This is a genomic window from Tessaracoccus sp. MC1756 (assembly GCF_014164735.1).
Lineage (GTDB): Bacteria > Actinomycetota > Actinomycetes > Propionibacteriales > Propionibacteriaceae > Arachnia.
The window spans coordinates 174,285-197,150 of sequence record NZ_JACJFZ010000001.1 but is presented as its reverse complement, the minus strand read 5'-3'; the positions used below and the strand labels follow the sequence as shown (position 1 = coordinate 197,150).

General features: G+C 73.0%; 21 protein-coding genes, 3 pseudogenes and 1 riboswitch. Of the genes and pseudogenes, 9 read left to right on the top strand and 15 right to left on the bottom strand.

Annotation, left to right across the window (positions count from 1 at the left end):
* Positions 1 to 21 precede the first annotated feature (21 nt).
* The 4 genes from H5393_RS00905 to H5393_RS00890 are packed head-to-tail and all read left to right on the top strand — an operon-like array spanning position 22 to position 3,024.
* Entirely contained in the window at positions 22 to 705 is a 684-nt protein-coding gene (locus H5393_RS00905) for a hypothetical protein (protein ID WP_182765155.1), read from the top strand.
* Positions 702 to 1,574, top strand: coding sequence for a hypothetical protein (locus H5393_RS00900; protein ID WP_182765154.1), 873 nt, complete (start codon positions 702 to 704; stop codon positions 1,572 to 1,574). Before H5393_RS00905 ends, H5393_RS00900 begins: the two co-directional genes overlap by 4 nt.
* Positions 1,571 to 2,395 (top strand): hypothetical protein, encoded by an 825-nt coding sequence (locus tag H5393_RS00895; RefSeq protein WP_182765153.1) that lies wholly within the window; start codon positions 1,571 to 1,573, stop codon positions 2,393 to 2,395. Before H5393_RS00900 ends, H5393_RS00895 begins: the two co-directional genes overlap by 4 nt.
* Complete coding sequence (locus H5393_RS00890) at positions 2,392 to 3,024, top strand: 2'-5' RNA ligase family protein (RefSeq protein WP_182765152.1); 633 nt, start codon at positions 2,392 to 2,394, stop codon at positions 3,022 to 3,024. Before H5393_RS00895 ends, H5393_RS00890 begins: the two co-directional genes overlap by 4 nt.
* Here the strand turns inward: H5393_RS00890 and H5393_RS00885 are convergent.
* Both H5393_RS00885 and cobT read right to left on the bottom strand, forming a co-directional pair.
* Entirely contained in the window at positions 2,981 to 3,739 is a 759-nt protein-coding gene (locus H5393_RS00885) for an adenosylcobinamide-GDP ribazoletransferase (protein ID WP_182765151.1), read from the bottom strand. The genes H5393_RS00890 and H5393_RS00885 overlap by 44 nt on opposite strands.
* Positions 3,736 to 5,336 (bottom strand): annotated as a pseudogene (gene cobT / locus H5393_RS00875) (nicotinate-nucleotide--dimethylbenzimidazole phosphoribosyltransferase). The gene H5393_RS00885 and the pseudogene cobT overlap by 4 nt, the downstream one beginning before the upstream one ends.
* A 26-nt stretch (positions 5,337 to 5,362) precedes the next feature.
* Here cobT and H5393_RS00870 point away from each other — a divergent pair.
* Positions 5,363 to 6,094, top strand: a complete 732-nt coding sequence (locus tag H5393_RS00870) for a cobalt-precorrin-6A reductase (RefSeq protein WP_182765149.1) — start codon at positions 5,363 to 5,365, stop codon at positions 6,092 to 6,094.
* Here H5393_RS00870 and H5393_RS00865 read toward each other — a convergent pair.
* From H5393_RS00865 to H5393_RS00835, 7 genes and pseudogenes are all read right to left on the bottom strand, one after another.
* A pseudogene (locus H5393_RS00865) lies at positions 6,073 to 8,465 on the bottom strand (cobyrinate a,c-diamide synthase). The gene H5393_RS00870 and the pseudogene H5393_RS00865 sit on opposite strands and share 22 nt — an antisense overlap.
* Positions 8,459 to 9,004 carry a cob(I)yrinic acid a,c-diamide adenosyltransferase gene (gene cobO, locus H5393_RS00860; RefSeq protein ID WP_182764074.1) on the bottom strand — a complete coding sequence of 182 codons (546 nt, stop codon included), beginning with the start codon at positions 9,002 to 9,004 and terminating at the stop codon, positions 8,459 to 8,461. Before cobO ends, H5393_RS00865 begins: the two are co-directional and overlap by 7 nt.
* Positions 9,001 to 9,588, bottom strand: coding sequence for a precorrin-6Y C5,15-methyltransferase (decarboxylating) subunit CbiT (cbiT, locus tag H5393_RS00855; RefSeq protein WP_182764075.1), 588 nt, complete (start codon positions 9,586 to 9,588; stop codon positions 9,001 to 9,003). Before cbiT ends, cobO begins: the two co-directional genes overlap by 4 nt.
* Positions 9,585 to 10,382 carry an energy-coupling factor ABC transporter ATP-binding protein gene (locus H5393_RS00850; RefSeq protein WP_370585933.1) on the bottom strand — a complete coding sequence of 266 codons (798 nt, stop codon included), beginning with the start codon at positions 10,380 to 10,382 and terminating at the stop codon, positions 9,585 to 9,587. The genes cbiT and H5393_RS00850 overlap by 4 nt, the downstream gene beginning before the upstream one ends.
* Positions 10,367 to 11,113 (bottom strand): cobalt ECF transporter T component CbiQ, encoded by a 747-nt coding sequence (gene cbiQ, locus H5393_RS00845; RefSeq protein WP_182764076.1) that lies wholly within the window; start codon positions 11,111 to 11,113, stop codon positions 10,367 to 10,369. The genes H5393_RS00850 and cbiQ overlap by 16 nt, the downstream gene beginning before the upstream one ends.
* Before the next feature lie 4 nt (positions 11,114 to 11,117).
* Positions 11,118 to 11,426 (bottom strand): energy-coupling factor ABC transporter substrate-binding protein, encoded by a 309-nt coding sequence (locus tag H5393_RS00840; protein ID WP_182765148.1) that lies wholly within the window; start codon positions 11,424 to 11,426, stop codon positions 11,118 to 11,120.
* Positions 11,419 to 12,093 carry an energy-coupling factor ABC transporter permease gene (locus H5393_RS00835; protein ID WP_182765147.1) on the bottom strand — a complete coding sequence of 225 codons (675 nt, stop codon included), beginning with the start codon at positions 12,091 to 12,093 and terminating at the stop codon, positions 11,419 to 11,421. The genes H5393_RS00840 and H5393_RS00835 overlap by 8 nt, the downstream gene beginning before the upstream one ends.
* A 209-nt stretch (positions 12,094 to 12,302) precedes the next feature.
* Here H5393_RS00835 and H5393_RS00830 point away from each other — a divergent pair, with 209 nt between their 5' ends.
* From H5393_RS00830 to H5393_RS00815, 4 genes and pseudogenes are all read left to right on the top strand, one after another.
* Positions 12,303 to 12,959, top strand: a complete 657-nt coding sequence (locus H5393_RS00830) for a precorrin-8X methylmutase (protein ID WP_370585888.1) — start codon at positions 12,303 to 12,305, stop codon at positions 12,957 to 12,959.
* Complete coding sequence (cobF, locus tag H5393_RS00825) at positions 12,959 to 13,738, top strand: precorrin-6A synthase (deacetylating) (RefSeq protein WP_182765145.1); 780 nt, start codon at positions 12,959 to 12,961, stop codon at positions 13,736 to 13,738. The genes H5393_RS00830 and cobF overlap by 1 nt, the downstream gene beginning before the upstream one ends.
* 133 nt (positions 13,739 to 13,871) lie before the next feature.
* Positions 13,872 to 14,144: pseudogene (locus H5393_RS14775) on the top strand (DUF222 domain-containing protein); the annotation flags it as partial.
* Positions 14,137 to 15,057 (top strand): HNH endonuclease signature motif containing protein, encoded by a 921-nt coding sequence (locus H5393_RS00815; RefSeq protein WP_182765739.1) that lies wholly within the window; start codon positions 14,137 to 14,139, stop codon positions 15,055 to 15,057. The pseudogene H5393_RS14775 and the gene H5393_RS00815, both read left to right, overlap by 8 nt.
* Positions 15,058 to 15,083: 26 nt before the next feature.
* Here H5393_RS00815 and H5393_RS00810 read toward each other — a convergent pair whose 3' ends face one another.
* The 6 genes from H5393_RS00810 to H5393_RS00785 form a co-directional block, all read right to left on the bottom strand.
* Positions 15,084 to 16,298 carry a CbiX/SirB N-terminal domain-containing protein gene (locus H5393_RS00810; protein WP_076061072.1) on the bottom strand — a complete coding sequence of 405 codons (1,215 nt, stop codon included), beginning with the start codon at positions 16,296 to 16,298 and terminating at the stop codon, positions 15,084 to 15,086.
* A complete protein-coding gene (gene cobJ / locus H5393_RS00805; RefSeq protein ID WP_182765144.1) occupies positions 16,295 to 18,736 on the bottom strand; it encodes a precorrin-3B C(17)-methyltransferase in 2,442 nt (813 codons plus the stop codon). Before cobJ ends, H5393_RS00810 begins: the two co-directional genes overlap by 4 nt.
* Positions 18,733 to 19,563: a precorrin-4 C(11)-methyltransferase gene (cobM, locus tag H5393_RS00800; RefSeq protein WP_182765143.1), complete on the bottom strand. Its 831-nt coding sequence runs from the start codon at positions 19,561 to 19,563 to the stop codon at positions 18,733 to 18,735. Before cobM ends, cobJ begins: the two co-directional genes overlap by 4 nt.
* On the bottom strand, positions 19,560 to 20,318 hold the full coding sequence (gene cobI, locus H5393_RS00795; RefSeq protein ID WP_182765142.1) for a precorrin-2 C(20)-methyltransferase: 759 nt from the start codon (positions 20,316 to 20,318) through the stop codon (positions 19,560 to 19,562). Before cobI ends, cobM begins: the two co-directional genes overlap by 4 nt.
* A 27-nt stretch (positions 20,319 to 20,345) precedes the next feature.
* Positions 20,346 to 20,477, bottom strand: a riboswitch (cobalamin riboswitch).
* A gap of 15 nt (positions 20,478 to 20,492) precedes the next feature.
* Entirely contained in the window at positions 20,493 to 21,923 is a 1,431-nt protein-coding gene (locus H5393_RS00790; protein WP_182765141.1) for a cobyric acid synthase, read from the bottom strand.
* Complete coding sequence (locus H5393_RS00785) at positions 21,920 to 22,858, bottom strand: cobalamin biosynthesis protein (protein WP_182765140.1); 939 nt, start codon at positions 22,856 to 22,858, stop codon at positions 21,920 to 21,922. Before H5393_RS00785 ends, H5393_RS00790 begins: the two co-directional genes overlap by 4 nt.
* Positions 22,859 to 22,866: the final 8 nt, after the last annotated feature.

The following is a 22,866-nucleotide window of genomic DNA, read 5'->3' as shown; positions in this document are numbered from 1 at the left end:
GAAGTTTGGCAAGCTGGGCCCATGGACGGCCTCCTGGACGACGACTTCGACCCGCTCGCGCCGGTCCACGTCGCCGACCCTTCAGACGAGGTAGCGGAGGAGGACGCCGCCAACTCCATCGCGGATCCGCAGCGGATCGTGCGACTGTGGTTCGAGGACGGCCGTCTGGTCAGGGTCTCGGTCTCCCCCATCTGGCACCGCAAGCTCGGCGAGCACCGCACGCTCGGCAGTGCTTTCGCGGCAGTGTTGGCCGCCGCGCGGATCCGCGTCGCGGAGCCCGAAGAGCTCCCGGAGCCGAATCTCGACGGCGTGCACTTCTCCGGTCTCTGGCGCTTCGGCCCAGATCCGTTCACCACGTTCCAGTTGGCCTTGGAGAACGTCAACCGACGCTGGCAGGCCGCGGCCCGGCGGCACCTCGAGCAGCCGCCCGCTGGGTCGGAGCCCGTGAGCGTGGTCCAAGAGGGCGCCCTGGGCGTGCGGCTGGACGAGCAGGGTCACCTGGTGGCCGTCGAATTCGACGAGGACTGGCTGGATGAGGCCGATGTCCGCGAGATCAACGACGGCGTGTTGAGGCTCGCCCAGCAGGCCTACGCCCGCTACGCTCCCCCCGCCGACACCGCCGGCGAACTGGCCTCCATCACGCGCGAGCATGAGATTCTGATGGCCGGCCTGCGCCGGATGCTGACCGGAAGGGACCCAGCATGAGCAGCGACGAGGAACTCTGGGACCAACTCGCGTTCCGCGTGACCCGCTCCCAGGTGGGCGGCGTCCGCGCCGAGGACGACGACATCCTCGCCGCCGCAGACCTCATTGAGACCAGCATCAACCCCCACCGCGGTGCCCAGGCCGGCATGGCCGGGGCCGCCTCCCCGGGGATGATGCCTCCCATGATGATGGGCGGCGCCGGCGGCGCCGCTGGTGGTGCAGGCGGCCCCGCAGGCGGCCTTGGAGCAGGCGGGCGGGTCGCGGACCCGGGCGCCGGGCCCCTGTCGGTCCCAGCGTCGGCCCCGGCGGCAGCCGGCGTCCCCGGCGATGCCACGGCCCTCTCACGCCAGAGCGGAGGCGGCGGCGCCGGCGGCATCGGCGGTGGCGCGGGGCCTGCTCCCCTCGCAAGCGGCGGCGGCCCCGGTGTCGAACCCGCGGCGGCCGCGGAGGCTGAGCCCCCCGTCGAGCGGGCCGGCGAGGTGGCGGGGCTGGCGATGGTGGCCAGCGAGACCGCAGACCTCGGCCGTGCGGTGGCGGTGGCGGTGGCGGTGGCGGTGGCGCCGGCGTCGGAGCCGCTCGACGGGTTCGAGGCGGACCCTGCGGAGTTGCACTGGCTGGGGGAACGCTGGTCTGAGCTGGCGGAGCGGGTGGCCGGTCTGTCGCGGCACCCCGAGGCTGGGATGGGGCTGTTCAAGGACGCGGAGCGGGCCCAGCACGTCCTCAGCCAACAGCTGGACGCCTGGCGCACCGGCGCCATGGACGAGTTCGAGGCGATGGCGGAGCGGCTGCACGTGACGGCCGCCCAGTACGGCCGCGCCGACGATGAGGGAATCGCGGAACTGCGGCGCACGGAAGGGCTGGAGGCATGACCACCCGGACGCTCGTGATGAGGCTGGCGCAAGTGCAGGCCAGCCAGCTGCGGCAGCAGGACGCCGACGCCACCGCCCCGAAGGCGGATTTTGATGCCGTGCGCGACGCCACCTGGAGGCTGCGACACTCGGCCCAGCGGGTGCTGGACGCGGACCTGCGGCAGAGCCGCGACGCCGTGGCGGAGATCGCCCGCCACCACCCGGAGATGCAGACGGTGATCGGCTACCTCGTGGCAGACGGCGAACGCGCCGCCCGGGCAGATCTTGAGGAGGCCGTGGCAGAACTGCGCACCGCCGTGGACGAACGGCTCACCCCCCATTCCCCCGTCCCCGCCCGGCTGGAGACGCAGCAGGGCGAAGTGCTGGCACAGGCGGACCACCTCGACGAGGCCCTGCGCACCGCCCGGGAGTTGCAGGATTCCGGTACCTGGCAGGGCGAGGCCGCCCAGGCGTACCGCACGGCGGCGGACACCCAGGCCGGCGCACTGCAGGAGTACGCGGCGGTCACACGCGCGTCGGCGGAGTACCTCGGGCAGGCCGCGCTGCTTCACCGCGCCACCTTCTTCCTCTGCGCGGAGTCCCTGAAGGCCGCCGCCGCCCACATCGACATGCTGGCCATCCGGGATGCGGGGCACCTGTTCGCCCGCACGCGCCGGGCCATCGCTCAGGTGAAGCGGGCCACCTCCCACCTGGGCCGCGACCTCGACGGGGCCCTGCGGGGCGCCCCGGCCCTGGATCTCGCCCGGGGCCTTGAGGACCTGGTGCAGGGCGCCGAGGTCCTCAAGGGCAACTGGCCGCAGGGCGGCGAACCGCCGAAGTGACCCTGCATTCCATCGCATGCCACGACCGCGACTTCACCCAGTGGCGCGGCGGCGCGGACCACGCCCTGATCTGGGCCGTGCTGGCCGATGTCGACGACGTGCGCGCCGCCGTCGACTCCGCCCGCGCCCACTGGGCCGACGTGCTGCTGCCGCGCTATGACCGCCAGCCGCACATCACCGTCGGCTACGGCGGGCCGGTGCCGAAGCCCGGCGCCACCCCGGAGGATGAGCCGTACACCCACGAGCGGATCGACGCGGACCGGGCCGCCGTCGAGGCGTTGGGCCTGGCGCCGTTCGAGGTGCGGATCGGCGGCTGGGACACGTTCCAGATGGTGCCGTACCTGCGCGCGGAGGCCCCCGAGTTGCAGGCCGTGGCCCGGGCGCTCCGGGAGGACCGGCGGCGGCCGTACGTGCCGCACGTGACCATCGGGCTGTACTCCGTGTCGGCGCCGCTGAGCGGGTTGGCGGGGCGGGCCGCCGGGTGGGAGTCGCCGTCGATCACGCTGCCCGTGACCCGGCTCAGCCTGCTGCGCTACGACGCGGCGGACGTGGCAGGGCCGCTGACGGAGGTGGACGCGATCGACCTCAGGCGGCCAGCGCGAACGCCACGAGGAACACCGTCTGGATGACCTCGATCAGCGAGCCGAAGGTGTCGCCGGTCCAGCCCCCGAGCCGGGTCAGGAGGTGCCGGCTCCACAGCGCCCCGACGAGCGCGGCGGCCGCCAGGCCGATCGCTGCGGCGAGCAGCGTCTGGTAGCCGCCGGCCCACCAGGCGCCACCGAGGACGACGCCGGCGACGGCGACCAGGGTGATCGCCGCGGTGCTGAACCTGGTGACGCCGACGAAGAGCGCCCCGAAGCCCTGCTGCCGCGCCGACAGTGGGGAGACGCTCGCCACGGTGATGCCCAGCCGACCCGCGGCGGCTGCGGACGCCAGCGCCACCCCGCCCAGCAAGGGGGTGGGCATGGAGGCGAGGGCGGCGGCGTCGATGAGCAGCACGAGGACGAGGGTGGCCACCCCCATGGGGCCGATGTCGGAGCGGCGCATGATCACCAGCGCCTCCGCCGGTGGGCGGCGGGAGCCGAGGCCGTCGGCGGTGTCGGCCACCCCGTCGAGGTGCATCGCGCCGGTGACCCCGGCGAGGAGCGCAAGGCCGAGCATGGCCCCCAGGAACGGGCCGGCGAGGTGCCAGGCGCCGAACACGACCACGCCCCCGGCGGCGCCGATCAGCAGCCCCAGCCAGGGGAAGGCGGCCATGGCGCGGGCAGCGAGCCGGCGGTCCACCTCGAACGCGCGCACGGGGATGATGGTGAACAGCCCCGTGGCCGCGCCGAGCGGACTCATGCCCACCGCTTCGCGATGCCGGCCACGCAGAACCAGACCTCGTCGACGGCCGTCGCGAGGCTGGCGTTCAGGCGGCCCAGCTCGTCGCGGTAGAGGCGCCCGGAGGCGGTTGCGGGGACCACGCCCAGGCCCACCTCGTTGCTGACGAGGATCACGGTACGGCGGGTGGTGCGCACCGCCTCGACCAGCGACACCGTCCGGGCCGCGACGGTGTCGCGCCAGCCGGGCGCGTCGTCCCAGGCCCCGGCCTCGAAGAGGACGCGGTCGAACCAGACGGCGACGCAGTCCACCAGGACCGGCGCCTCGTCGTCGGCCCCGATGACCGAGGCGATGTCGAGGGTCTCCGTGGTGCGCCAGGTGCCGGGCCTGCGCTCACGGTGGAGGGCCACGCGGTGCGCCCACTCGGTGTCGCCGTCGCGCAGCTCGGAGGTGGCCACGTACTCCACATCGGCGACTCCCGCGAACTGGGCCTCGGCCCAGGTCGACTTGCCCGAGCGGGCCCCACCCAGCACCAACGCGGTGCCACCACCTGTGAACTGCATCAGCCCTCCGAGACGCCTGCGCTGGCGAAGGTCGCCATCTCGCTCAGGATACGGGCGGCCGCCTGGACCATGGGCAGCGCGACGGCGGCGCCGGACCCTTCGCCGAGGCGGAGGCCGAGGTCGACGAGCGGGCGCAGGCCGAGGTGCGTGACGGCGGCCTGGATGCCCGGCTCGGCACCGGCATGGCCGGAGACGAGGTAGCCGCGCACGTCGTCGTTGAAGGCGACCGCGACGCAGGCCGCGGAGCACGCGATGACACCGTCGAGGATGACCGGCACCCGACGCGAGGCGGCGCCCAGGATGAACCCCGCGATGGCGGCCTGCTCGAGCCCGCCGATGGCGGCGACCGTGCCCAGCGCGTCAGTGGAGTCGGGGCGGTGGAGCGCGATGCCGCGCTCGATGACGTCCACCTTGCGGTTCAGCATCTCGTCGTCGGCGCCTGCGCCGCGGCCGGTGACAGTGGCGGCGCCGGTGCCGGTGAACACGGAGATCAGGGCGCTCGACGGCGTGGTGTTGCCGATGCCCATCTCGCCGGTGAGCAGGCACTTCGCCCCGCCGTCGATGGCCTCGAGGGCTGTCTCGATGCCCACCTCGACCGCGGCGCGGGCCTCGTCGAGCGTCATGGCGGGTCCCTCCGTGAAGTCGGCGGTGCCGGGGCGCACGCGGCGGTTCCGGATGGCGGGGTGCTCGGGCGCGTCGTTGGCGACGCCGACGTTGGTGACCCAGACGGTGGCCCCGGCCTGGCGGGCGAGGGCGTTGATGGCCGCGCCACCGGCTCCTATGTTGAGCATCATCTGCACCGTGACCTCCTGAGGCCAGGGGCTGACACCCTGCGCGCAGACACCGTGGTCGCCGGCGAAGAGGCCGATCACCGCGGGCTCCGGGATCGGGGGCGGGCAGACACCGGCGATGGCCGCCAGCCGGTTGCCCACCGTCTCCAGGTGGCCGAGGCTGCCGGGCGGCTTGGTCAGCTGGTTCTGGCGTTCCTCAGCGGCGGCCAACGCCTCCGCGGAGACGGGCTGGATGGCGGCGAGTGTGGTGTCGAGCAGCGACATGGGTTTCCTTCGGGTTGGATGGTGGGGTGATCTTGATTCTGGGCGGCACCGCGGAGGGGCGCCGGTTGGCGGCCGCGCTAGGGAGCGGAGCCGTGCTCTCGTTGGCCGGGCGAACGGAGGACCCCTTGACAGTGGGCGACACCCGGCGCGGCGGGTTCGGCGGCGCCGAGGGCTTGGTGTCGTACCTGCGGGAGCACCGCGTCGAGGCGGTGCTGGATGCGACGCATCCGTTCGCCGCGACCGTGTCGGCCAACGCCGTGGCCGCCTGCGCCCGGGCAGGGGTGCCGCTGCTGCGCGTGGTGCGGCCCGGCTGGGGCGGGCACCCCCTCGCAGCGACGTGGCGCTGGCTGGATTCGCACCCCGAGGCCGCGGCTGCGGCTGCCGAGGGCGAGCGGACGGTGCTGCTCACCGTGGGGCGGCAGCACACCGTCGACTATGTGCCGGCGCTGGCGGGGCATCGCGTGGTCGCGCGGGTGGCGGAGGCTCCCTCCCAGACCCTTCCGGCGGGCTGGGAGGTGCTGACTGTCCGCGGGCCGTTCACGGTCGGCGGCGAGCGGGAGTTGTTCCGCCGGTACGGGTTCGGCGTGGTGGTGACCAAGGACTCGGGAGGCGCGGCCACTGACGCCAAACTGACCGTCGCCGAGGAGCACGGGGCCGAGGTGATCATGCTGCGGCGCCCCAAGCTGCCGGCGGCCGACGAGGTGGCGAGCGTCGAGGACGCCCTGGCGTGGGTGAGTCACCGGCCCACCCCCAGCTGACGCAGCGCCTCGACCAGGTGTTCGTGGACGTCCGGCGTGCGCACCGCGAGCCGCAGCCAGGAGGGGCCGAGCCCGGGGAAGGTCTCCCCGCGCCGCACGGCGAAGCCTCGCTGAGCCAGCGCTCGACATGGCCCTTCCATGAGCAATTGGATGGGGTCGTCGGAGGTTTGGGGTGTTTTCCTCGGCGTGTCGCACCGTGACCCCATCCAATTGCTCACGGTGTCGACCAGCACGAACGGGGCGGCACCCGGGACTGGACGCAGGCCGAGGTCCGTGAGGCGGCGGGCGAAGTCGCGACGATGGGCAGCGGCGTCCCGCGCGAGCCCGGCCGCCTCCGCCCGGGCGCGCGGGGTGAGGCACGCGAGGGTGGCCCGGATGGCCGGGGTGGAGACGGACCACGGCGGCTGCTGCTCCGCAAGGGCGCGGATGAGGGCGGGGTCTCCGACGACGTAGCCCGCGCGGAGACCGGCCAGCGCCCAGGTCTTCGTCAAGGAGCGCAGCACCAGCCGCCCGGGCATGCTGGGCGCGATGAGCGTCTCGGGTTGGCCGGGCACGGCGTCGAGGAAGGCCTCGTCCACCACCAGCACCCCGGCGCGCAGCGCGGCCAGGTCAGCCGCGGAGTGCAGCACCGCCGTCGGGTTGGTGGGGTTGCCCACCACGATCAGGTCGGCCGGCGGCACGACGCCGGGGTCGAGTTGAAAGTCGGTCTCGGGGGTCAGTACGTGGCGCTGGGGTGTGCGGCCGGCGGCCAGCAGAGCGGCCTCGGGTTCGGTGAACTGCGGATGCACGATCAGGGAGGAGCCGGTGACGGCGCGGGCGATGAGGGTGAAGGCCTCGGCGGAGCCTGCCGTCGGGAGCACCATCGCGGGGTCGACGCCGTGGTGCTCCGCGATGGCGAGCCTGGCGGGTTCCGGGTCCGGGTAGGCGGCCCAGTCGGCGTCGCGCATGATGGCCTCCACCAGCCACGCCGGGGTGCGGGGCTGACGGACGTTGACGGCGAAGTCGATGAGCCCCGGCGCGAGATCCTTGTCGCCGTGGTGCCACAGGTCCGTCATGCGCCCACTGCCTCGGCGAAGCGGGCCGCGAGTTGCGGGTGGCCGGCCCAGTGGACGTGGAGGTAGGACGCGTGCAGCGTGGCGGTGGCAACGCCGTCGGGGTCCGGGAGCAGCCAGGCGGGACCGGCGGCTGGACGGTTGAGGAGCCGCGTGCGGTGGAACTCGTGGCCGGTGACCTCCTCCCCCGGGCGGCCCAGCAGCGAGGCCCGCTCCGTGGTGGCGGTGCGGTACCCGAGGGTGAGCCGGGGCGCCATCGCGGCGTCGGCGTCGATCGCGCCTGCCATGGGGACGCCGTCGAGGCTGCGGCACAGGTACAGCAGGCCGGCGCACTCGGCGACGGTGGGGAGGCCTGAGCGGACGGAGTCGCGGATCTCCCCCATCAGGGTGGCATTGGCCGCCAACTCGGCGGCATACATCTCGGGGAAACCACCACCGAGCCAGAGCCCGCGGGTCCCAGCAGGGAGGGAGTCGTCGAGGAGGGGGTCGAACTCGACGACGCGGCAACCCGTGGCGGCGAGCAGCTCGTCGGTCTCGGGATAGCGGAAGGTGAAGGCCCGGCCCCCCGCGACGGCGATGGTGGGCGTGCCCTCCACTACGCAGCCCGGATCCGGGCGCCACGGCACCACGCCCAGGGGTGCTGCGGTCCTGGCCACCGCCAGCACCGCGTCGAGGTCGACGTGCGCGGCCACGGCCTCGCCCATGGCGGCGATCTTCGCGTCGTCGCGCTCCGCCGCCGGCACCAGGCCGAGGTGCCGCGACGGCGCCTCGATCTCGAGGTTGCGCGGCAGCACGCCGAGCACCGGCAGGCCCACCTCCTCGACGGCGGCCCGGGCCTCCGTCGCGTGGCGGTCACTGCCCACCTGGTTGAGGATCACCCCCGCCACGCGGATTGCGGGGTCGAAGCGCGCCATCCCCAACGCCACCGCGCCGACGGTGCGCGAGGTGTGCCGGGCGTCGACCACCAGCACGACGGGGGCGTCGAGCAGCCTCGCGACATGGGCCGTCGACCCCTCACCCCTCGTGCCCAGGCGACCGTCGAAGAGGCCCATCACGCCCTCCACCACGGCGACATCGGCCCCCTCGGCCCCGTGCCTGAACAGCGGCGCGATCAACTCCTCGCCGCACAGCACCGGATCCAGGTTGCGCCCGGGCCGCCCGGTGGCGAGGCCGTGGTAGCCGGGGTCGATGTAGTCCGGGCCCACCTTGAACGGCGACACCGTCAGCCCGCGCGCCCGGAGGGCCGCCATCAGGCCCGTCGCGACGGTGGTCTTCCCGCTGCCCGACGACGGTGCGGCCACCACGATCCGGCTCACCATTCGATGCCCGCCTGCCCGCGCTGGCCCTGCGTGAAGGGATGCTTCACGGGCACCATCTCGGTGACGAGATCCGCAGCCTCGATGAGCGGCTGTGGGCACCGTCGACCGGTGATGACCACGTGCTGCGTGCCTGGGCGCTCGTGGAGCACGGTGAGCACCTCGTCGAGATCCACCCAGCCCCAGGCGATGGGGTAGGTGAACTCGTCCAGCAACCAGAAGCGGTGCCGCTCCTCGGCGAGGCCCTCGCGGATCCGTGCCCATCCTTCGCGCGCCCCGGTCTCCGGGTCAGAGGCGGTGTGGGCCCGCGACCAGCTCCAGCCGGTGCCCATCTTCTCCCATGTGACGTCGCCGGCCAGCGCCGCGAACGCCGCCTGCTCCCCGGTACGCCACTTGGCCGACTTCACGAACTGGTAGACGCCCACGCTCCAGCCCTGGGCCCAGGCGCGCAGTGCCATGCCGACGGCGGCGGTGGTCTTGCCCTTCCCGTCGCCCGTGTGGACGGCCAGGACGGGCCGGTTGCGCAGTTCCTTCGTGCTCATCGCTGCAGCGCCCACGTCACGACGGTGCGCGCCGGGGTCCAGCCCAGCAGGCGACCGATCGGCTCGGCGTGCTCGACGCCGACCCTCGCCAGCGCGCCACCCCACCGTCGATGGGCCGCGACACACACCTCTTCGGCCTCGACCGTCACGCCGTGCACGACGATCCGGCCGCCCTCCGGCAGCCGGCCGATGGCCAGCTCCACCAGGGCGGGTGTCGCGCCGCCGCCGATGAACACGGCGTCGGGGTCCGGCAGCTCGGCGAGCGCGTCCTCGACGGCGCCCCGGACCAGTGTGTAGCTTCCGGCCGGCGCCAACCGCCTGGCGTTGGCCTCCGCCCGGTCAGCCCGCTGATCGACCCGCTCCACACCGACGCAGCGACAACCTTCCGCCGCGCGGCACCACTCGATGCCCACCGAACCAGCGCCGGCCCCCAGATCCCACAGCAACTCACCCGGCATCGGCCGCAGGTGCGCGAGCGCGCCTGCGCGCAGCGTCCGCTTCGTGATCAACCCATCGTGCTCGAAGACCTCCTCCGGCAGGCCGGGGGTGCGGCCGAGGACGGTGCAGTGCGGGTCGTTGATCATCGTGCCTCCAGCAGTGCGGTGACGTCGTCGAGGTGTCTCGGGGTGCCCGCCAACCCGAGGCGACCCGCGAGCTCGAGCGGCCACGGACGGTGGAGCCGGGCGGCGGTCAGCAGCGCCGCGTCGTTCAGCAGCGACACCGGCCCCTGCCGCACGTTACCGTCCACCACCACGGCGACCTCGTCGGCCCAGGCCAGCGCGAACGCCACATGGTGCGTGGCCAGCAGGATCCCGGCGTCCAGGCCGTCCAGGGCGGCCAGCAGTTCGTGGACACCCTCGGGGTCGAGGCCCGCGGTGGGTTCGTCCAGCAACAGGTAGTCGGGACGCATCGCGACGGCGCCCGCGAGCGCCACCCGCTTCCGCTCGCCGTAGCTGAGGCGATGCGTCGGCCGCGCCGCGAGGTGCGCGATGCCCAGTTGCCGCAGCGTCTCGTCCACCCGCACTGCGGCGTCGGTCTCGGACAGCCCCAGGTTCAGCGGCCCGAACGACACGTCCTGGCGCACGTCGGCGGAGAACAACTGGTCGTCGGGGTCCTGCAGCACGAGCTGCACGCGGCGACGGTGGGCGCGCAACCCGGCGCGCGACCGCTGCAGCGGCTGATCGTCGAGGAGCACCCTGCCGGAGCGCAGTTCCAGGGCCCCGGCCAACGCGTGCAAGAGCGTGGTCTTCCCGGACCCGTTGGCGCCGAGCAGCGCCACCTTCCCGCGCCCCACCTGGATGGACGCGCCGGACAGCACGGGCCGGTCCGGGTAGGCGACCGTGATCTCCTCGGCAACCAGCATCACGCCACCGCCCAGACGGCGAGCCAGATGCCGACGACGAGCGCGGCGTCGCGCAGCACGCTCAGCCCGGCAGCACCCGGGGCGGGCCGCAGGGTCGGCAGGTCCTCCTCGTAGCCGCGCAGCGCCAGGCCGTGCTGCAGGCGCGTGGCGCGGTCCCAGGTGCGCAGCAGGACGGTGCCGGTGGCGTCGGCGGCGTAGCGCAGCCGGCGGGTGAACGGGGCGTCGGCGGACAGTCTGGCCTGCTGCGCCTGCTGAAGAGCGACGGCGGTGCTCAGCAGCACGAACACCAGCCGGTACATCAGCTCGGCGATCTCCAGCAGCGGTGCCGGGATGCGCAACCCGCGACACCAGGCGAGCAGGTCCACCATGGTCGTGGTGGTGACCAGCAGCAGCAGGGCGAGCGTGCCCGCGACGCCGTGTGCCAGCACATCCAGCGCCCTGGCCCCGCCGTCGGGCGCCCACGAGAGCACGGCAGCGCCGCCCACCTGCACGGCGAGCGGAAGGACCCCCACGGCGATGAAGACCACCGGCGGCACCGTGACGAGCGCCACGAGGGAGGCCCGGATCCGTGCGGAACCCAGCATCAGCGCGACGGCGACCGCAGCCACCAGCGCGGACCCTGGCCACGCCGGGGTCACCAGTGCCGTGAGGACCAGGGCGAGCGACAACGCCACCCTGATGCCGACGGGACGCGCGCGCCACGGCGACCCCCAGGCCGCGTCGTCGACCGTCGCCAAGTGCGCCATGGCCCTACTCCTCCGTAGCGTCGGGAGGGACGCGACGGGTCAGGCGGCCCAGCAGGAAGCCGAGAACGACTCCCCCGACAGCCGCCTGGATGGCGAAGAGGCCGGCCTCCACCTCCGGCCCGTAGCTGGCGGGCGAGAAGAGGGGCTCTGCCCAGGGCTCGGCGGGGAGCATCGCCCCCACCGTCGCATCCGTTCCCTCGAAAGTGGCGCCGTCGGGAGCGAGGACCACCGCGAGGAGGTAGCCCACCACCAGCGCGGCGATGATGGCGATGACGGTGACCAGCTCCCAGGTGCGGAACCTACCCCTAGACATGGGCGCCCTCGCTGAGCAGGCCCAGGCGCACCAGTTCGGGGCGCGCGGCGCGCGCCAGAAACCCGAAAACCAGGACGCCCAGCACTCCCTCTGCCGCGGCGAGGGGGATCTGCGTGAGCGCGAACACCGTGGCGAACTTGGCGAAGGCTGCAGCGAAGCCGCCCGCAGCGTCGGGGAACGCCAGCGCCAACTGCGCGGAGGTGACCAGGTACGTGGTGAGGTTGGCCACGAACATGGCGCAGCACACCGGCAGCCATGCCGGCGGGCGCAGGGCCCGGACGAGGCGGAAGGCGCCGTAGGCGGCCCACGGGCCGGCCACCGCGAAGGAGAAGACGTTGGCGCCGAGTGTCGTGAGGCCCCCGTGCGCCAACAGCAGCGCCTGGAAGAGCAGCACCAGCGTGCCGATGAGCGCCATCACGGGCGGGCCGAACACCGCGGCCCCCAACCCGGTACCGGTGGGATGCGACGACGAACCGGTCACCGATGGCAGCTTGAGCGCGCTCAGCACCAACGTGAAGGCACCGACGGCGGCGATGAGCAGTTTGTTCTCTGGACGCTCGCGTGAACTCCGCACCACGGCGACGGCGCCGTGGATCACGAACGGTGCGGACGCTGCGAACCAGGCTGCGCAATGCAGCGGTGGCAGCATCCCCTCTGCGATGTGCATGGGGATTCCTTTCGGCCGGGATGTCGCGTCCCGGCGATCGGGTGGTGGGGATCCAGTTCCTGACTCTCCGCCCGGCTGGGCGGTTCACAGTGGCGCGACCGTGCCGGCTTTTCCGGCTTCCTGGTCTCCTCACGGGGGTTTTGTGTTGTGTCCCCATCCAACCAGACACCCGCCCCGAGGACCGCCGGGGGGTGCACTACGGTGTCGGCGTGACCTACGACTACCTCACCGACGGCTCCGAGATCTACCGCGAAAGCTTCCGCATCATCCGGGAGGAAACCAACCTGGAGCGCTTCCCCGAGGACATCAGCCGCGTCGTGGTGCGCATGGTGCACGCCAGCGCGGCCACCGACCTCGCCGACGACGTGGACTTCACGCCGGGGGTCGTCGCAGCGGCCAACGCCGCGCTGCGGGCCGGGGCGCCCATCTTCTGCGACTCGTCGATGGTCGCAACCGGCATCATCCGCTCGCGTCTCCCGCGCGACAACGAGGTGATCTGCCACATCAAGGACCCGGCGCTGGCCCAACTGGCTGCTGACAATGGCATGACCAAGACGATGGCCGCCATCGACCTGTGGCTGCCCCGCCTCGACGGCGCAGTCGTCGCCATCGGAAACGCCCCCACCGCGCTCTTCCGGCTGCTCGAAGTGGTGGCAGAAACGGGGGTCCGGCCCGCCGCCGTGGTGGGCATCCCGGTGGGCTTCGTCGGCGCCGCGGAATCGAAGGCGGCGTTGGCCGCCAACAGCCTCGGCCTGGAGTACCTGGTGGTGCGCGGCCGACGCGGCGGCTCGGCGTTGACGGTGGCCGCGGTCAACGCGATCGCCAGCGTGGACGAGCTGACCAACACGTCCCGGCAGGAGGGCTGATGGGCCGCGAGGTGGCGCTGATCGGCATCGGCGCGGGCGACGCGAACTGGCTCACGCTCGAAGCGGTCGCGGCGATCCGCGAACTCGACGTCCTGTTCGTGGTGGTCAAGGAGGACGAGTACGAGGAGCCCGTCGCGTTCCGGCGTGATCTGGTGGCCCGGCACCGGGGATCTGATCTTCCCGGTGTGCGCGTGGTGGAGTTGACAGACCCGCCCCGGCCCTGGCGCAGCACGCCCGACTATCCCGCCGCTGTGACCCGGTGGCGGCAGCAGCGCTTCGAGCAGTGGGGCGCCGCCATCGACGGGGCGCTCGGCGCCGGCGAGACCGGCGGCTTCCTGGTGTGGGGCGACCCCAGCCTGTACGAGTCGACGCTGGCCATCGTCGAGCGCATCGCGGAGGCCGCCGTCGAACCGTTCTCGGTCCGCGTGCTCCCAGGGATCAGTTGCGTGCTGGCGCTGGCGGCGCGGCACCGCATCCCGCTCAACCGGCAGGGCAGGGCCGTGCAGATCAGCCCAGCGCGGCTCCTGGCCGACGGGCTGCCCGACGGCGTGGACGACGTCGTCGTGATGCTCGACGGTAAGCAGACCTTCGCGACGATCGATCCCGCCGGCATCGAGATCTACTGGGGCGCGTACCTGGGCACGCCGGATGAGATCCTCCTCAGCGGCCGACTGTCCGACGTCCGGGAGGAGATCACCCGGGTGCGGGCCGACGCCGCGGCCCGTAAGGGATGGATGTTCGACACCTACCTGTTGCGGCGGGTGGGGCTCGACGCCTGAGCCTGCCGCCTGCAACTGGTCGAAGGATCCCGACGCCGACCGCGATGCCCACCCGCCCGGCCTGCGTCTCCACCTCCTCCATGAGGCCCGCCTCTCCGCCGCAGACAGTGTCGTCGACGAGGTCCGTCAGTCCGTGCGCACCACCACAGCCCAGGCCACCGCGTCGTTGAAACTGGCGCTGGATCTCGGGGAACGCTTCCCGCTGATCGCTGCGGCGTTGAACGACGGGGAGATCTCGCTGGCGCAGGCCGAGGCGATCGTCTCGGGGCTGCGGAAGCTGCCCGGCCGGTTGACCCGCGCAGATCTGGTGGAGTGCCAGAAGTCGGTCCTTGAACACGTGGACACCCTGGGGCCTTCGGAGTTGCGGGAGTTGGCGTCGCGGCTGGCCGAGGTGATCGATCCTGACCTGGCGGACGCCGACGAGGCGAAACGCCTGGCGGCCGAAGAGCGGGCCGCGCGCAGGGGAAGGTTCCTGGCGCCTTTCGCCGGACCATCACGGCTCGATCCGGATCACCGGCCTGCTACCGGTGGCAGATGCCGCGTTGTTGGCCGCGCAGCTGGAGGCGTTGCTGCCGTCGGCCTCCTCCTACGCGGACGCGGGCGAGACGCCCGGGCCGGAGGTACGCCGCGCCGACGCCCTGGTGCTGCTGGTCCAGGCCGCGGCCGCTGGCGGTGACCTGCCTGCTCATGGTGGGGACCGGCCCCGGGTCCACATCACCATGAAACTCGACACCCTCACCACCGGGCTGGGAGCGGTCGGGTTGCCGGGCCTGGACGTCGACGGCCTCACCCCAGGAGCGGCCCGCAGAATGGCGTGCGACGCGGGCGTGATCCCCATGGTGCTCGGCAGCGACTCCCAGCCCCTCGACGTCGGCCGCGAGCATCGGTTGTTCACCCCCGCCATCCGCGCTGCCCTGATGCTGCGGGACGGGGGCTGCGCGTTCCCCCACTGCACCGCCACACCGGCCTCGTGTGACGCGCACCACATCGTCCCCTGGTGGGCAGGCGGTCAATCCTCACTCGCCAACGGCGTTCTCCTCTGCCCGCACCATCACCGGCTGGTCGAGCCAGACCCACAACAGTCACCCGAATCGCAGTGGCAGGTCCACCTCGACCCGGACACCGGAAGGGCATGGTTCACCCCACCGAGACACATCGACCCCGCCCGCAGACCCAGGCAACACCCACGACACCTGCTGCGCGACCTCGTCCCCTCCACCAAGGCACCACCCTGCCCAGACGAATCCGAGCCCCCTGACTTCAGCAAGCTCGACGAACTCATCGCCCGCACCGCCGCAATCTGGCAACCCGCCCGCTGAGCTAGGGCTGGCTCAGGACACGACGCTCAGGAGTCGGGGTCCGCGACGATGGCCACCACCGCGTCGCGTACCGCGCGGGACAGGCGCGGGTCCCGGTTGCCGATGACCGCGACCGTCAGCCCGTGGGCGTCCGCCGTTGCCGGCGTCCACGCGGTGCCGGCCCGTGCGTCGTCGGCCCGCACGCAGAACCGGTGGTGCGCCTCGGCCATCTGGGAGGCGGCGCGGTTCGCCGTCGGGTCATCGGTGGCCGCGAGGATGTACCAGGCGTCGCCCAGGTCGGAGTCCAGGAACGCCCGCCGGATCCATTCGAACCGGCCCTCCTCAGCGAGCGCCCGCAGCGCGGGCGTCAGATGGGGCGCCACCACCCTCAGCCGCGCCCCGGCCTCCAGCAGCCGTGGCACGCGGCGCTCCGCGACCTTGCCGCCGCCCAGAACCAGCACGTCTCGGTTGCGCAGCAACAGCCCCGCCAGATAGGTGGGCGACCCATGCGGCGGCGCCTCCGGCAGCATCTCCAGGTAGCGCTCCACCACCACGTCGGCCAGTTCCGCGCACGCCCCGATCACGTCGGCTACCCGAACCTCGGCATCTGGGTGGGCGGCGGCCCATTCGTCGGTCTGCCGCTGCGTCCAGGTGCTGAGCATGCCGGGGAACAGCCAGTGCCCCATCACAACGATGCGGCGCGCCCCCGCAGCGTACGAACGATCCAGGGCGGTGGGCAGCGACGGGCGGGTGACCTGGATGAACGCCGGTTCGACGTCGGCCCACTCCCCCCGCTCCAGCAGCATGCGAGCCAGGCGCACGTGATCGGCATTCGCGTCCGGCACCAGGGCGCCACGGCCCACGAACACGACGCTGGTCTCGGCAGGGGCCCAATCGCCGCGGGCCGCGTGGAGCCGGCCCTCAACGGCCTCCATCAGACGCGGATGTGGGCCCAGATGCGCCGCGTAATCCACATGAGCTGAGGGCACCGCCGACCGTGCCTCGGCGATGAACTCCGGAATGTCCGAGCGCACATGCCCGCCGGTGCCCAGCATCAGCGGGACGACGACGGCGCGCGGCCCATGCTGCTCCAGTGCCTGGGTGAGGGCTGCGGTGATCGACGGCTCAGTGAGTTCGACGAACCCCACGCTGACCGGCACGCCTGGCACCCTCTCGCGCACCAACTGGGCGAGTTCCAGGCACGCCTCCACTCCCGCTTCGAGCCGCGTGCCGTGGGCCGCGATCAACAGGGGGGTCCTCATGCGTTGTCCTCGGGGTGTAGTTCGGGCGCCGGTCCTTGGTGAGCCTGCAGCTCGTTCACGGCGCCCTGCTCCTCCAGAACCACCGACCCTGTCCGGTGTATTCCCTGCCCCTCTGGAACCGCCGGATCCATCCAGGTGTAATCCCGCGGGGTGACCATCAGCTGGCGCCCCCCGCCGGACGTGACGTACTTCGTCGACGACGAGCCCACCACGACAAGGGAATTCATGTCCACCCACTCGGGCCGGAACTCCGCCAGCGTACTCAGGATGACCTTCTGTCGAGGGCGCTCCGCCTGCTGGACCACCGCCACAGGGGTGTCGGGCGGGCGGTGCTCGCCGAGGATCTCCAGGGCCCGCGGGAGATGCGCCACCCGCTTGCGGGAGCGCGGGTTGTAGAGGACCGTGACGAAGTCGCCGACGGAGGCGCCGTGGAGGCGCCGCTCAATGGACTCCCAGGGGGTGTGCAGGTCGGACAACGAGATGGTGGCATGGTCGTGGCCCAGCGGCGCGCCAAGGATGGCGGAAACCGCGAGCGAGGCGGTCACGCCGGGCACGACGTCGACGTCCACGCCGTCGGTGCCCTGCTCCAGCACGGGGCTGGCCATCGCGTAGATCGCCGGGTCGCCGCCGCAGACCAGTGCGACGTTCTCGCCGGCCCGGGCCGCGTCGATCGCCGAGGCCGTGCGCTCCTCCTCGGTGCCCATCTTCGTGGCCATGATGCGGGCGCCGGGGCGGATGAGGTCGCGGATCTGCTTGACGTACGGGGCGTACCCGACGACGTAGGTGGCCTGCTGGAGACGCTGCTTCGCGCGGGGCGTGAGGAGGTCGCGGACCCCGGGGCCGAGCCCCACGACGCTGAGCCGCCCCCGCGCGGGGATACGGCCGACGGCGCACGTGGCGTCCTGGGTCTTCTGTTTGGGCACGATGAGGCGGGCGCCGCGCGCCATCACAGAGGCCTCCGAGACCGACGGCGTGCCGACGTGCTCCAGCGCGTACTGGCTGGGCGTCGGCACGTCGAAGACGGCCAGTTCCGCGGCCGGGTAGTCGAGGAGCTTGACGCCCAACTGATGGGCGAGCTGGATCAGCCCGAGCTCGCCGGCCTTGGCGTCGATGGTGGTGAGCGCGGTCACCGACTCGAGGGCCAGGCTGTGCTCAGCGAGGGTCGCCTCGAGGAGTCCGCGGAGGTGCTCGGCGGAGGTGCCCTTGTTGCAGCCCATGCCCACCACGAGGCTGGGGGGATGCAACACGACGGTGGGGACTGTTTCAGTCTCAACCAGCGTGTGGTCCGTGACGAGGATGCGGGCGACGGGGCGTTCGCCGTTCTCTGACACGTTGGCCGGCAGCGGCGGCAGCGGCCACGGCTGCCACTTCTCCACGAGCACCGGCCCGCCGTCGATGATGGCCCGGGTGACGGCCGCGACGTCGCCGGAGTAGGCCCAGCCCAGGGTGTCCAGGGCGGGGATGTTCAGCGCGTCGGTGGCGGTGGTCAGCACCGGCGTGGCGCCTGTGGCCTCGGCGATCCGCCGGGCCAGGTCGTTGGCGCCGCCCGCATGCCCGCCCACCAGCGGGACGGCGAACCGGCCGGCCTCGTCGACGACGACCACGGCGGGGTCGGTCTTCTTGTCCCGCAGCAACGGCGCGATGATGCGCGAGGTCGCTCCCAGGGCGAGGTGGCTGACGATGAGATCGCACCGCTGCCAGGCGGCCGCCAGCCCTTCGCGGGCCGGGCCGTCGAAGCGGAGCGTGGCTCCGACGACGCCGTCGATGGCGTCGGCGTGCCGCCGGGCCGCCGCCGAGTTGGTGACCTGACCGATCACGTTCCCTGAGCCGGTCGAAGGGCGGAGGCCCGGGCCGTCGAGGATGATCACGACGTTGGGCTCCGTCACTTCTGCCGTCAGCGCCTCCTCGGGCGAGAACCAGCGCACCCGTTCGTCGGCCTCCCCCAGCCGTTCGGCGACGACGAAGCGCAACCCCTCGGCAGGGGCGAGCGCCGCCGCGATCTCGCGCAGGCCGGTACCCGGCCCGGTGAGCACCGCGACCTTCGGGTGCCTGCGCGCCGCGGCCACGGCGTCGTCGATGGGGCGCCCGTGGGCGGAGACCACGACGGCGTCATCCCAGGGCAGCGCGACGGCGGCGAAGGCGGCCGCCACGGAACTCACCGCCGGCCGCACCGAGAGCTCGAAGCCGTCGGCACGGAGCCGGCGCACGATGCCGTGGAAGCCGGGGTCGCCGCTGGCGATCACCAGCGCGTCGGCGCCGTCCGGCAGGGAGCGCAGCCGCTCCAACGCCGGGGTCAGCGCACCGAGCACCACCCGGCGCGGCTCCTCCACCCCCAAGGCCTCCAGGTGCCGCCGGCCGCCGACCACCAGCGCCGCCCGCTCGGCCAGCTCGACCGTCTCCGGGGCGAGCTGCCCCAGGTACCCGTGGACGTGGATCATGACAGTTCCTCCGTGACGCCCCGCGTGCCGTGGGCGCGCAGGTCTGCCTGCGCCTGGGGTTCGGCCGCGCGGTACTCGTGCCGGAATCCGGGATGGTAGAGATGCGACCGGGTACTGAGCGGTCCTTCGGCCAGCGCCGGACCCACCAGGACGACGGTGTGCTTCCACAGCTTGTGCTCGCGCATCGTCGCCGAGAGCTCTTCAAGGGGGCAGCGCAGCATCAGCTCGTCGGGCCAGGTCACGCGGTACCCGACGATGCACGGGGTCTCCGGCGGGTAGCCGCCCGCAAGGAGCTCGTCCTGCAGCACCTTGTTGCGCGCCGCGGACAGGTACAGCGCCATGGTGGCGCCGTGCGCGGCGAACGAGCGCACGGTCTCCTTCGGGGGCATCGGCGTGCGGCCGCCCTCCAGCCTGGTGAGGATCAGCGACTGCGACACCTCCGGCACCGTGATCTCCACCTCCATGCGCGCGGCCGCGGCCGAGAAGGCGGAGATGCCGGGCACGGATTCGAAGTCGAGCCCCAGTTCGCGGATCAGGTCGCGCTGCTCCGCGGTGGCGCCGTAGATGGAGGGGTCGCCGGTGTGCACCCTGGCGACGGTGAGCCCCTCGTCGCGGGCCCGCTCGTAGAGGGGCGCGATGTCCTCCAGCGAGGCGGACGCGGAATCGATGACCTCGGCCCCCGGCTTCACGCCTGCGACGATGTCGGGATGCACCAGCGAAGACGCCCAGATGACGATGTCGGCCTCCCCGATCACGCGCGCCCCGCGCAGCGTGATGAGATCAGCGGCGCCCGGACCGGCGCCGACGAACACCACCTTGCCGCTCACAGCGCACCGCCCGTCCCCGTGCGGCGCGGGGCGCTCAGCACGGTGGAGAAGTAGGGCGCCCGTTCGTCGTCGGTCAGGTCGTCCAGCGCCACGAGCCGCTGCCCCTCGAGGGACACGTTGACGCCCAGCACGGCGTCGCGCCCCTCCTCCCGGAGCACGCGCACCAGTTCGGGTAGCTTCCGGCCACCCTTGTAGGCGACCACGGTGTCGGCGGCTCCCAACAACTCCCGCACCCGGTCGAGGCCGACGGTGACCGGGACCAGTGCCAGGATCTCCTGCCCCTCGACGAGCGGCGTCTTCGACTCAGCGGCCAGGGCCTGCATCGCTGTGATCCCGGGAATCACCTCCACCTCGACGCCCTGCCGCGACTCCACGACGTGCGCCGCCAGGTACGAGAACGTCGAGTACACCGACGGATCGCCGACGGTGGCGAAGGCCACGCGCTGGGCCCCGCCGTCGAATTCCTCCAGCGCGGCCGACGCGGAGGTCAGCCACGCCTCCTTCCGCCGGTCCGAGACGCCGCTTCGGTCCGCCATGGAGAACGGGATGCGCCGGATGCGCGCGTCGGGCGCGACCTCCGCGACGATCAGCTCAGCCCGGCCCGGACCGTCGCCGGAGGCCTCCGTCGCGGGGACGAGGACGACGTCGGCCGCCCTCAGCGCCAGCGCAGCTTTGATGGTGGTGAGAGTGGGATCTCCTGGGCCGACACCGACGCCGATCAGACGTCGTGGGGCAGGGGTGGGGACGGTGGACACCGTGGCCTCCTGTGGGTTCGCTCGCCCGGACAAAGTGGCCGCGCAGACAGAGTTCCTGACTCACCCGTTAGGGCTCACAGTGGCGGGACCGCCCCGGATTCACACCGGGTTCCTCTGACGCTCTGCGCGTTGGCAGTCATCCTCGCAGACCCCCTTCGGGCGCCGACGGCGGGGTCATCCGAGCGACAGGATGCGCTCCACGTCCGCGTGTTCCTCCAGCGCGTCGGCCACCGCTTCGAGCATCATTTCGCGCCGCTGCGCGAACCCGGGCGCGGCCGACGGCGTCCAGTCACGCCCCGCGGCCTGGGCCACGACGGCGAGCCAAGCCCGGCGGAAGTCGTCTGACTCCAGCGCGCCGTGCCACATGGTGCCCCACGTCTGCCCGACGCGGACGCCGCCGAGGAACTCCTCGCCCCGGGTCGACGGGTGGACGCGGCCGTGGTGGATCTCGTAGCCCTCCACGGGAACCCCGCGCCACTGACCCTTCGGCCGGCCCAGCACCTTCTCCGCCTCGAACCGCACGTCCACCGGCAGGAGCCCCAGGCCCGGCACGGGGGTGTCGTCGCCGCTCTCCACCGGGTCGACGATGGCGCGCGCGAGCATCTGGAACCCGCCGCAGATCCCCAGCACCGGCCGCCCGGCCGCCGCCCTCGCGGTCACCGCCTCGGCCAGGCCGGTCTCGCGCAGCCACGCCAGGTCGTGCAGCGTGGCCCGCGACCCCGGCAGCACCGCCAGGTCCGCCGCGGCCACCTCTGCGGGATTCGTCGTCACGCTCACGTGCACCCCCGGCTCCGCAGCCAGGGCGTCCACGTCCGTCGCGTTGGAGATGCGCGGCATCCGGATCACGGCGACGGTGAGCCCGCCGTCGGCCTTCTCCTCGCCGCGCCAGCGGGCCACCTCCAGGGCGTCCTCGCCGTCGACCCACATGCCAGGCAGCCACGGCACCACGCCGAAGTTGGGCAGGCCGCACCGGCGGGTGAGTTCGTCCAGCCCCGGGTCCAGGACGGCCTGGTCGCCGCGGAACTTGTTGATGAGGTAGCCGGCCAGCAGCGCCCGGTCCTCGGTGTCGAGCAGGGCCCAGGTGCCGTAGATGGAGGCGAGGACGCCGCCTCGGTCGATGTCGCCGACGAGCAGCACGGGCAGGGTGAAGGCCCTGGCCAAGCCCATGTTGGTGTAGTCGCCCTCACGGAGGTTGATCTCGGCCGGGGAACCGGCGCCCTCGCAGATCACCAGGTCGTGCCGGGCCGCGAGCTCGCGGTAGGCATCGTGGGCCGCCTGCGCCAAGAGCCGCCGTCCGGTGGCGTATTCGCCGGCCCGCAGTTCGCCCGCTGGTTGGCCGCGGAGGATGACGTGCGCGCGCCGGTCGCTGCCCGGCTTCAGCAGCACGGGGTTCATCGCGGTCGACGGCGTGACCCCGGCCGCGATGGCCTGCAGGTACTGCGCGCGGCCGATCTCGCCGTCGGCCACCACCATGGAGTTGTTGCTCATGTTCTGGGCCTTGAACGGCACCACGTCGATGCCCCGCCGCCGCGCCGCGCGGCACAGCCCGACGGTGATCAGCGACTTCCCCGCATCCGACGACGTGCCCGCCACCAGGAAACTCATCGCCGCCCCCTCCTCAGCAGGGCGAACCCCGCCGCCAGAGCCGTCGCCGCGCCGGTCACGAGCGTGACCAGCTGCGCCGCCTTGCGCACCTCACACGCGCCCGGTCGGGGCCCGTCGCCGAGCCGCCCCCGCTCCTCCACGCGATTGGCGTACACGTTGCGCCCGCCCAACTGCACGCCGATGGCGCCGGCCCAGGCGGCCTCGCACCAGCCGCCGTTGGGCGAAGGGTGGTTGCCCGCGTCGCGCAGCGTGATGGCCCAGGCGCGCCGGGCCGAGCCGCCGACCGCGGGAGCGAGCGCCGCACCCAGCACCCCGGTGAGACGTGCCGGCAGGAGGTCCAAGGCGTCGTCCAGCTTCGCCGACGCCGTGCCGAAGCGGCCGTAGCGCTCGTCGCGGCGCCCCACCATGGCGTCGAGCGTGTTGACCGCCCGGTGCGCCAGCAGGCCGGGGACGCCCAGCAGGGCTCCCCAGAACAGCGAGGCGACGGCGGAATCCGCCGTGTTCTCCGCCATGGATTCGACGGTGGCGCGGGCCAGTTCCGGCGCGTCGAGCTGGGCGGCGTCGCGGCCGCAGAGGTTGGGAAGCTGCGCGCGGGCGCGGGCGAGGTCGCCGATCTCCAGGCTGTCGGCCATCGTGTCGCCCTCGCGGGTGAGGCTGCGGGCGCCGAGCACGGCCCAGGTGGCGAGCGCCGTCGCGGCGGTGTGGAGCACGGGGTGCCGGCGGGTGAGCCGCTCGGCCGCGACCCCCAGCGCCACGACGGGCGCCACCGTCGCCGTCGTGTAGACCGCCCCGGCGGCGACGGTGTCGTCGTAGAGGGGGCCTTCGGCGCGGGCGGCGAAGGAGCCGAACCAGGCCACCGGGTGGTGGCGCCGGGGGTCGCCGACGATCTGGTCGGCGAGCACGCCGAGAGCGAGGCCGAGAGCTCTGGAGATCACGGGGGAAG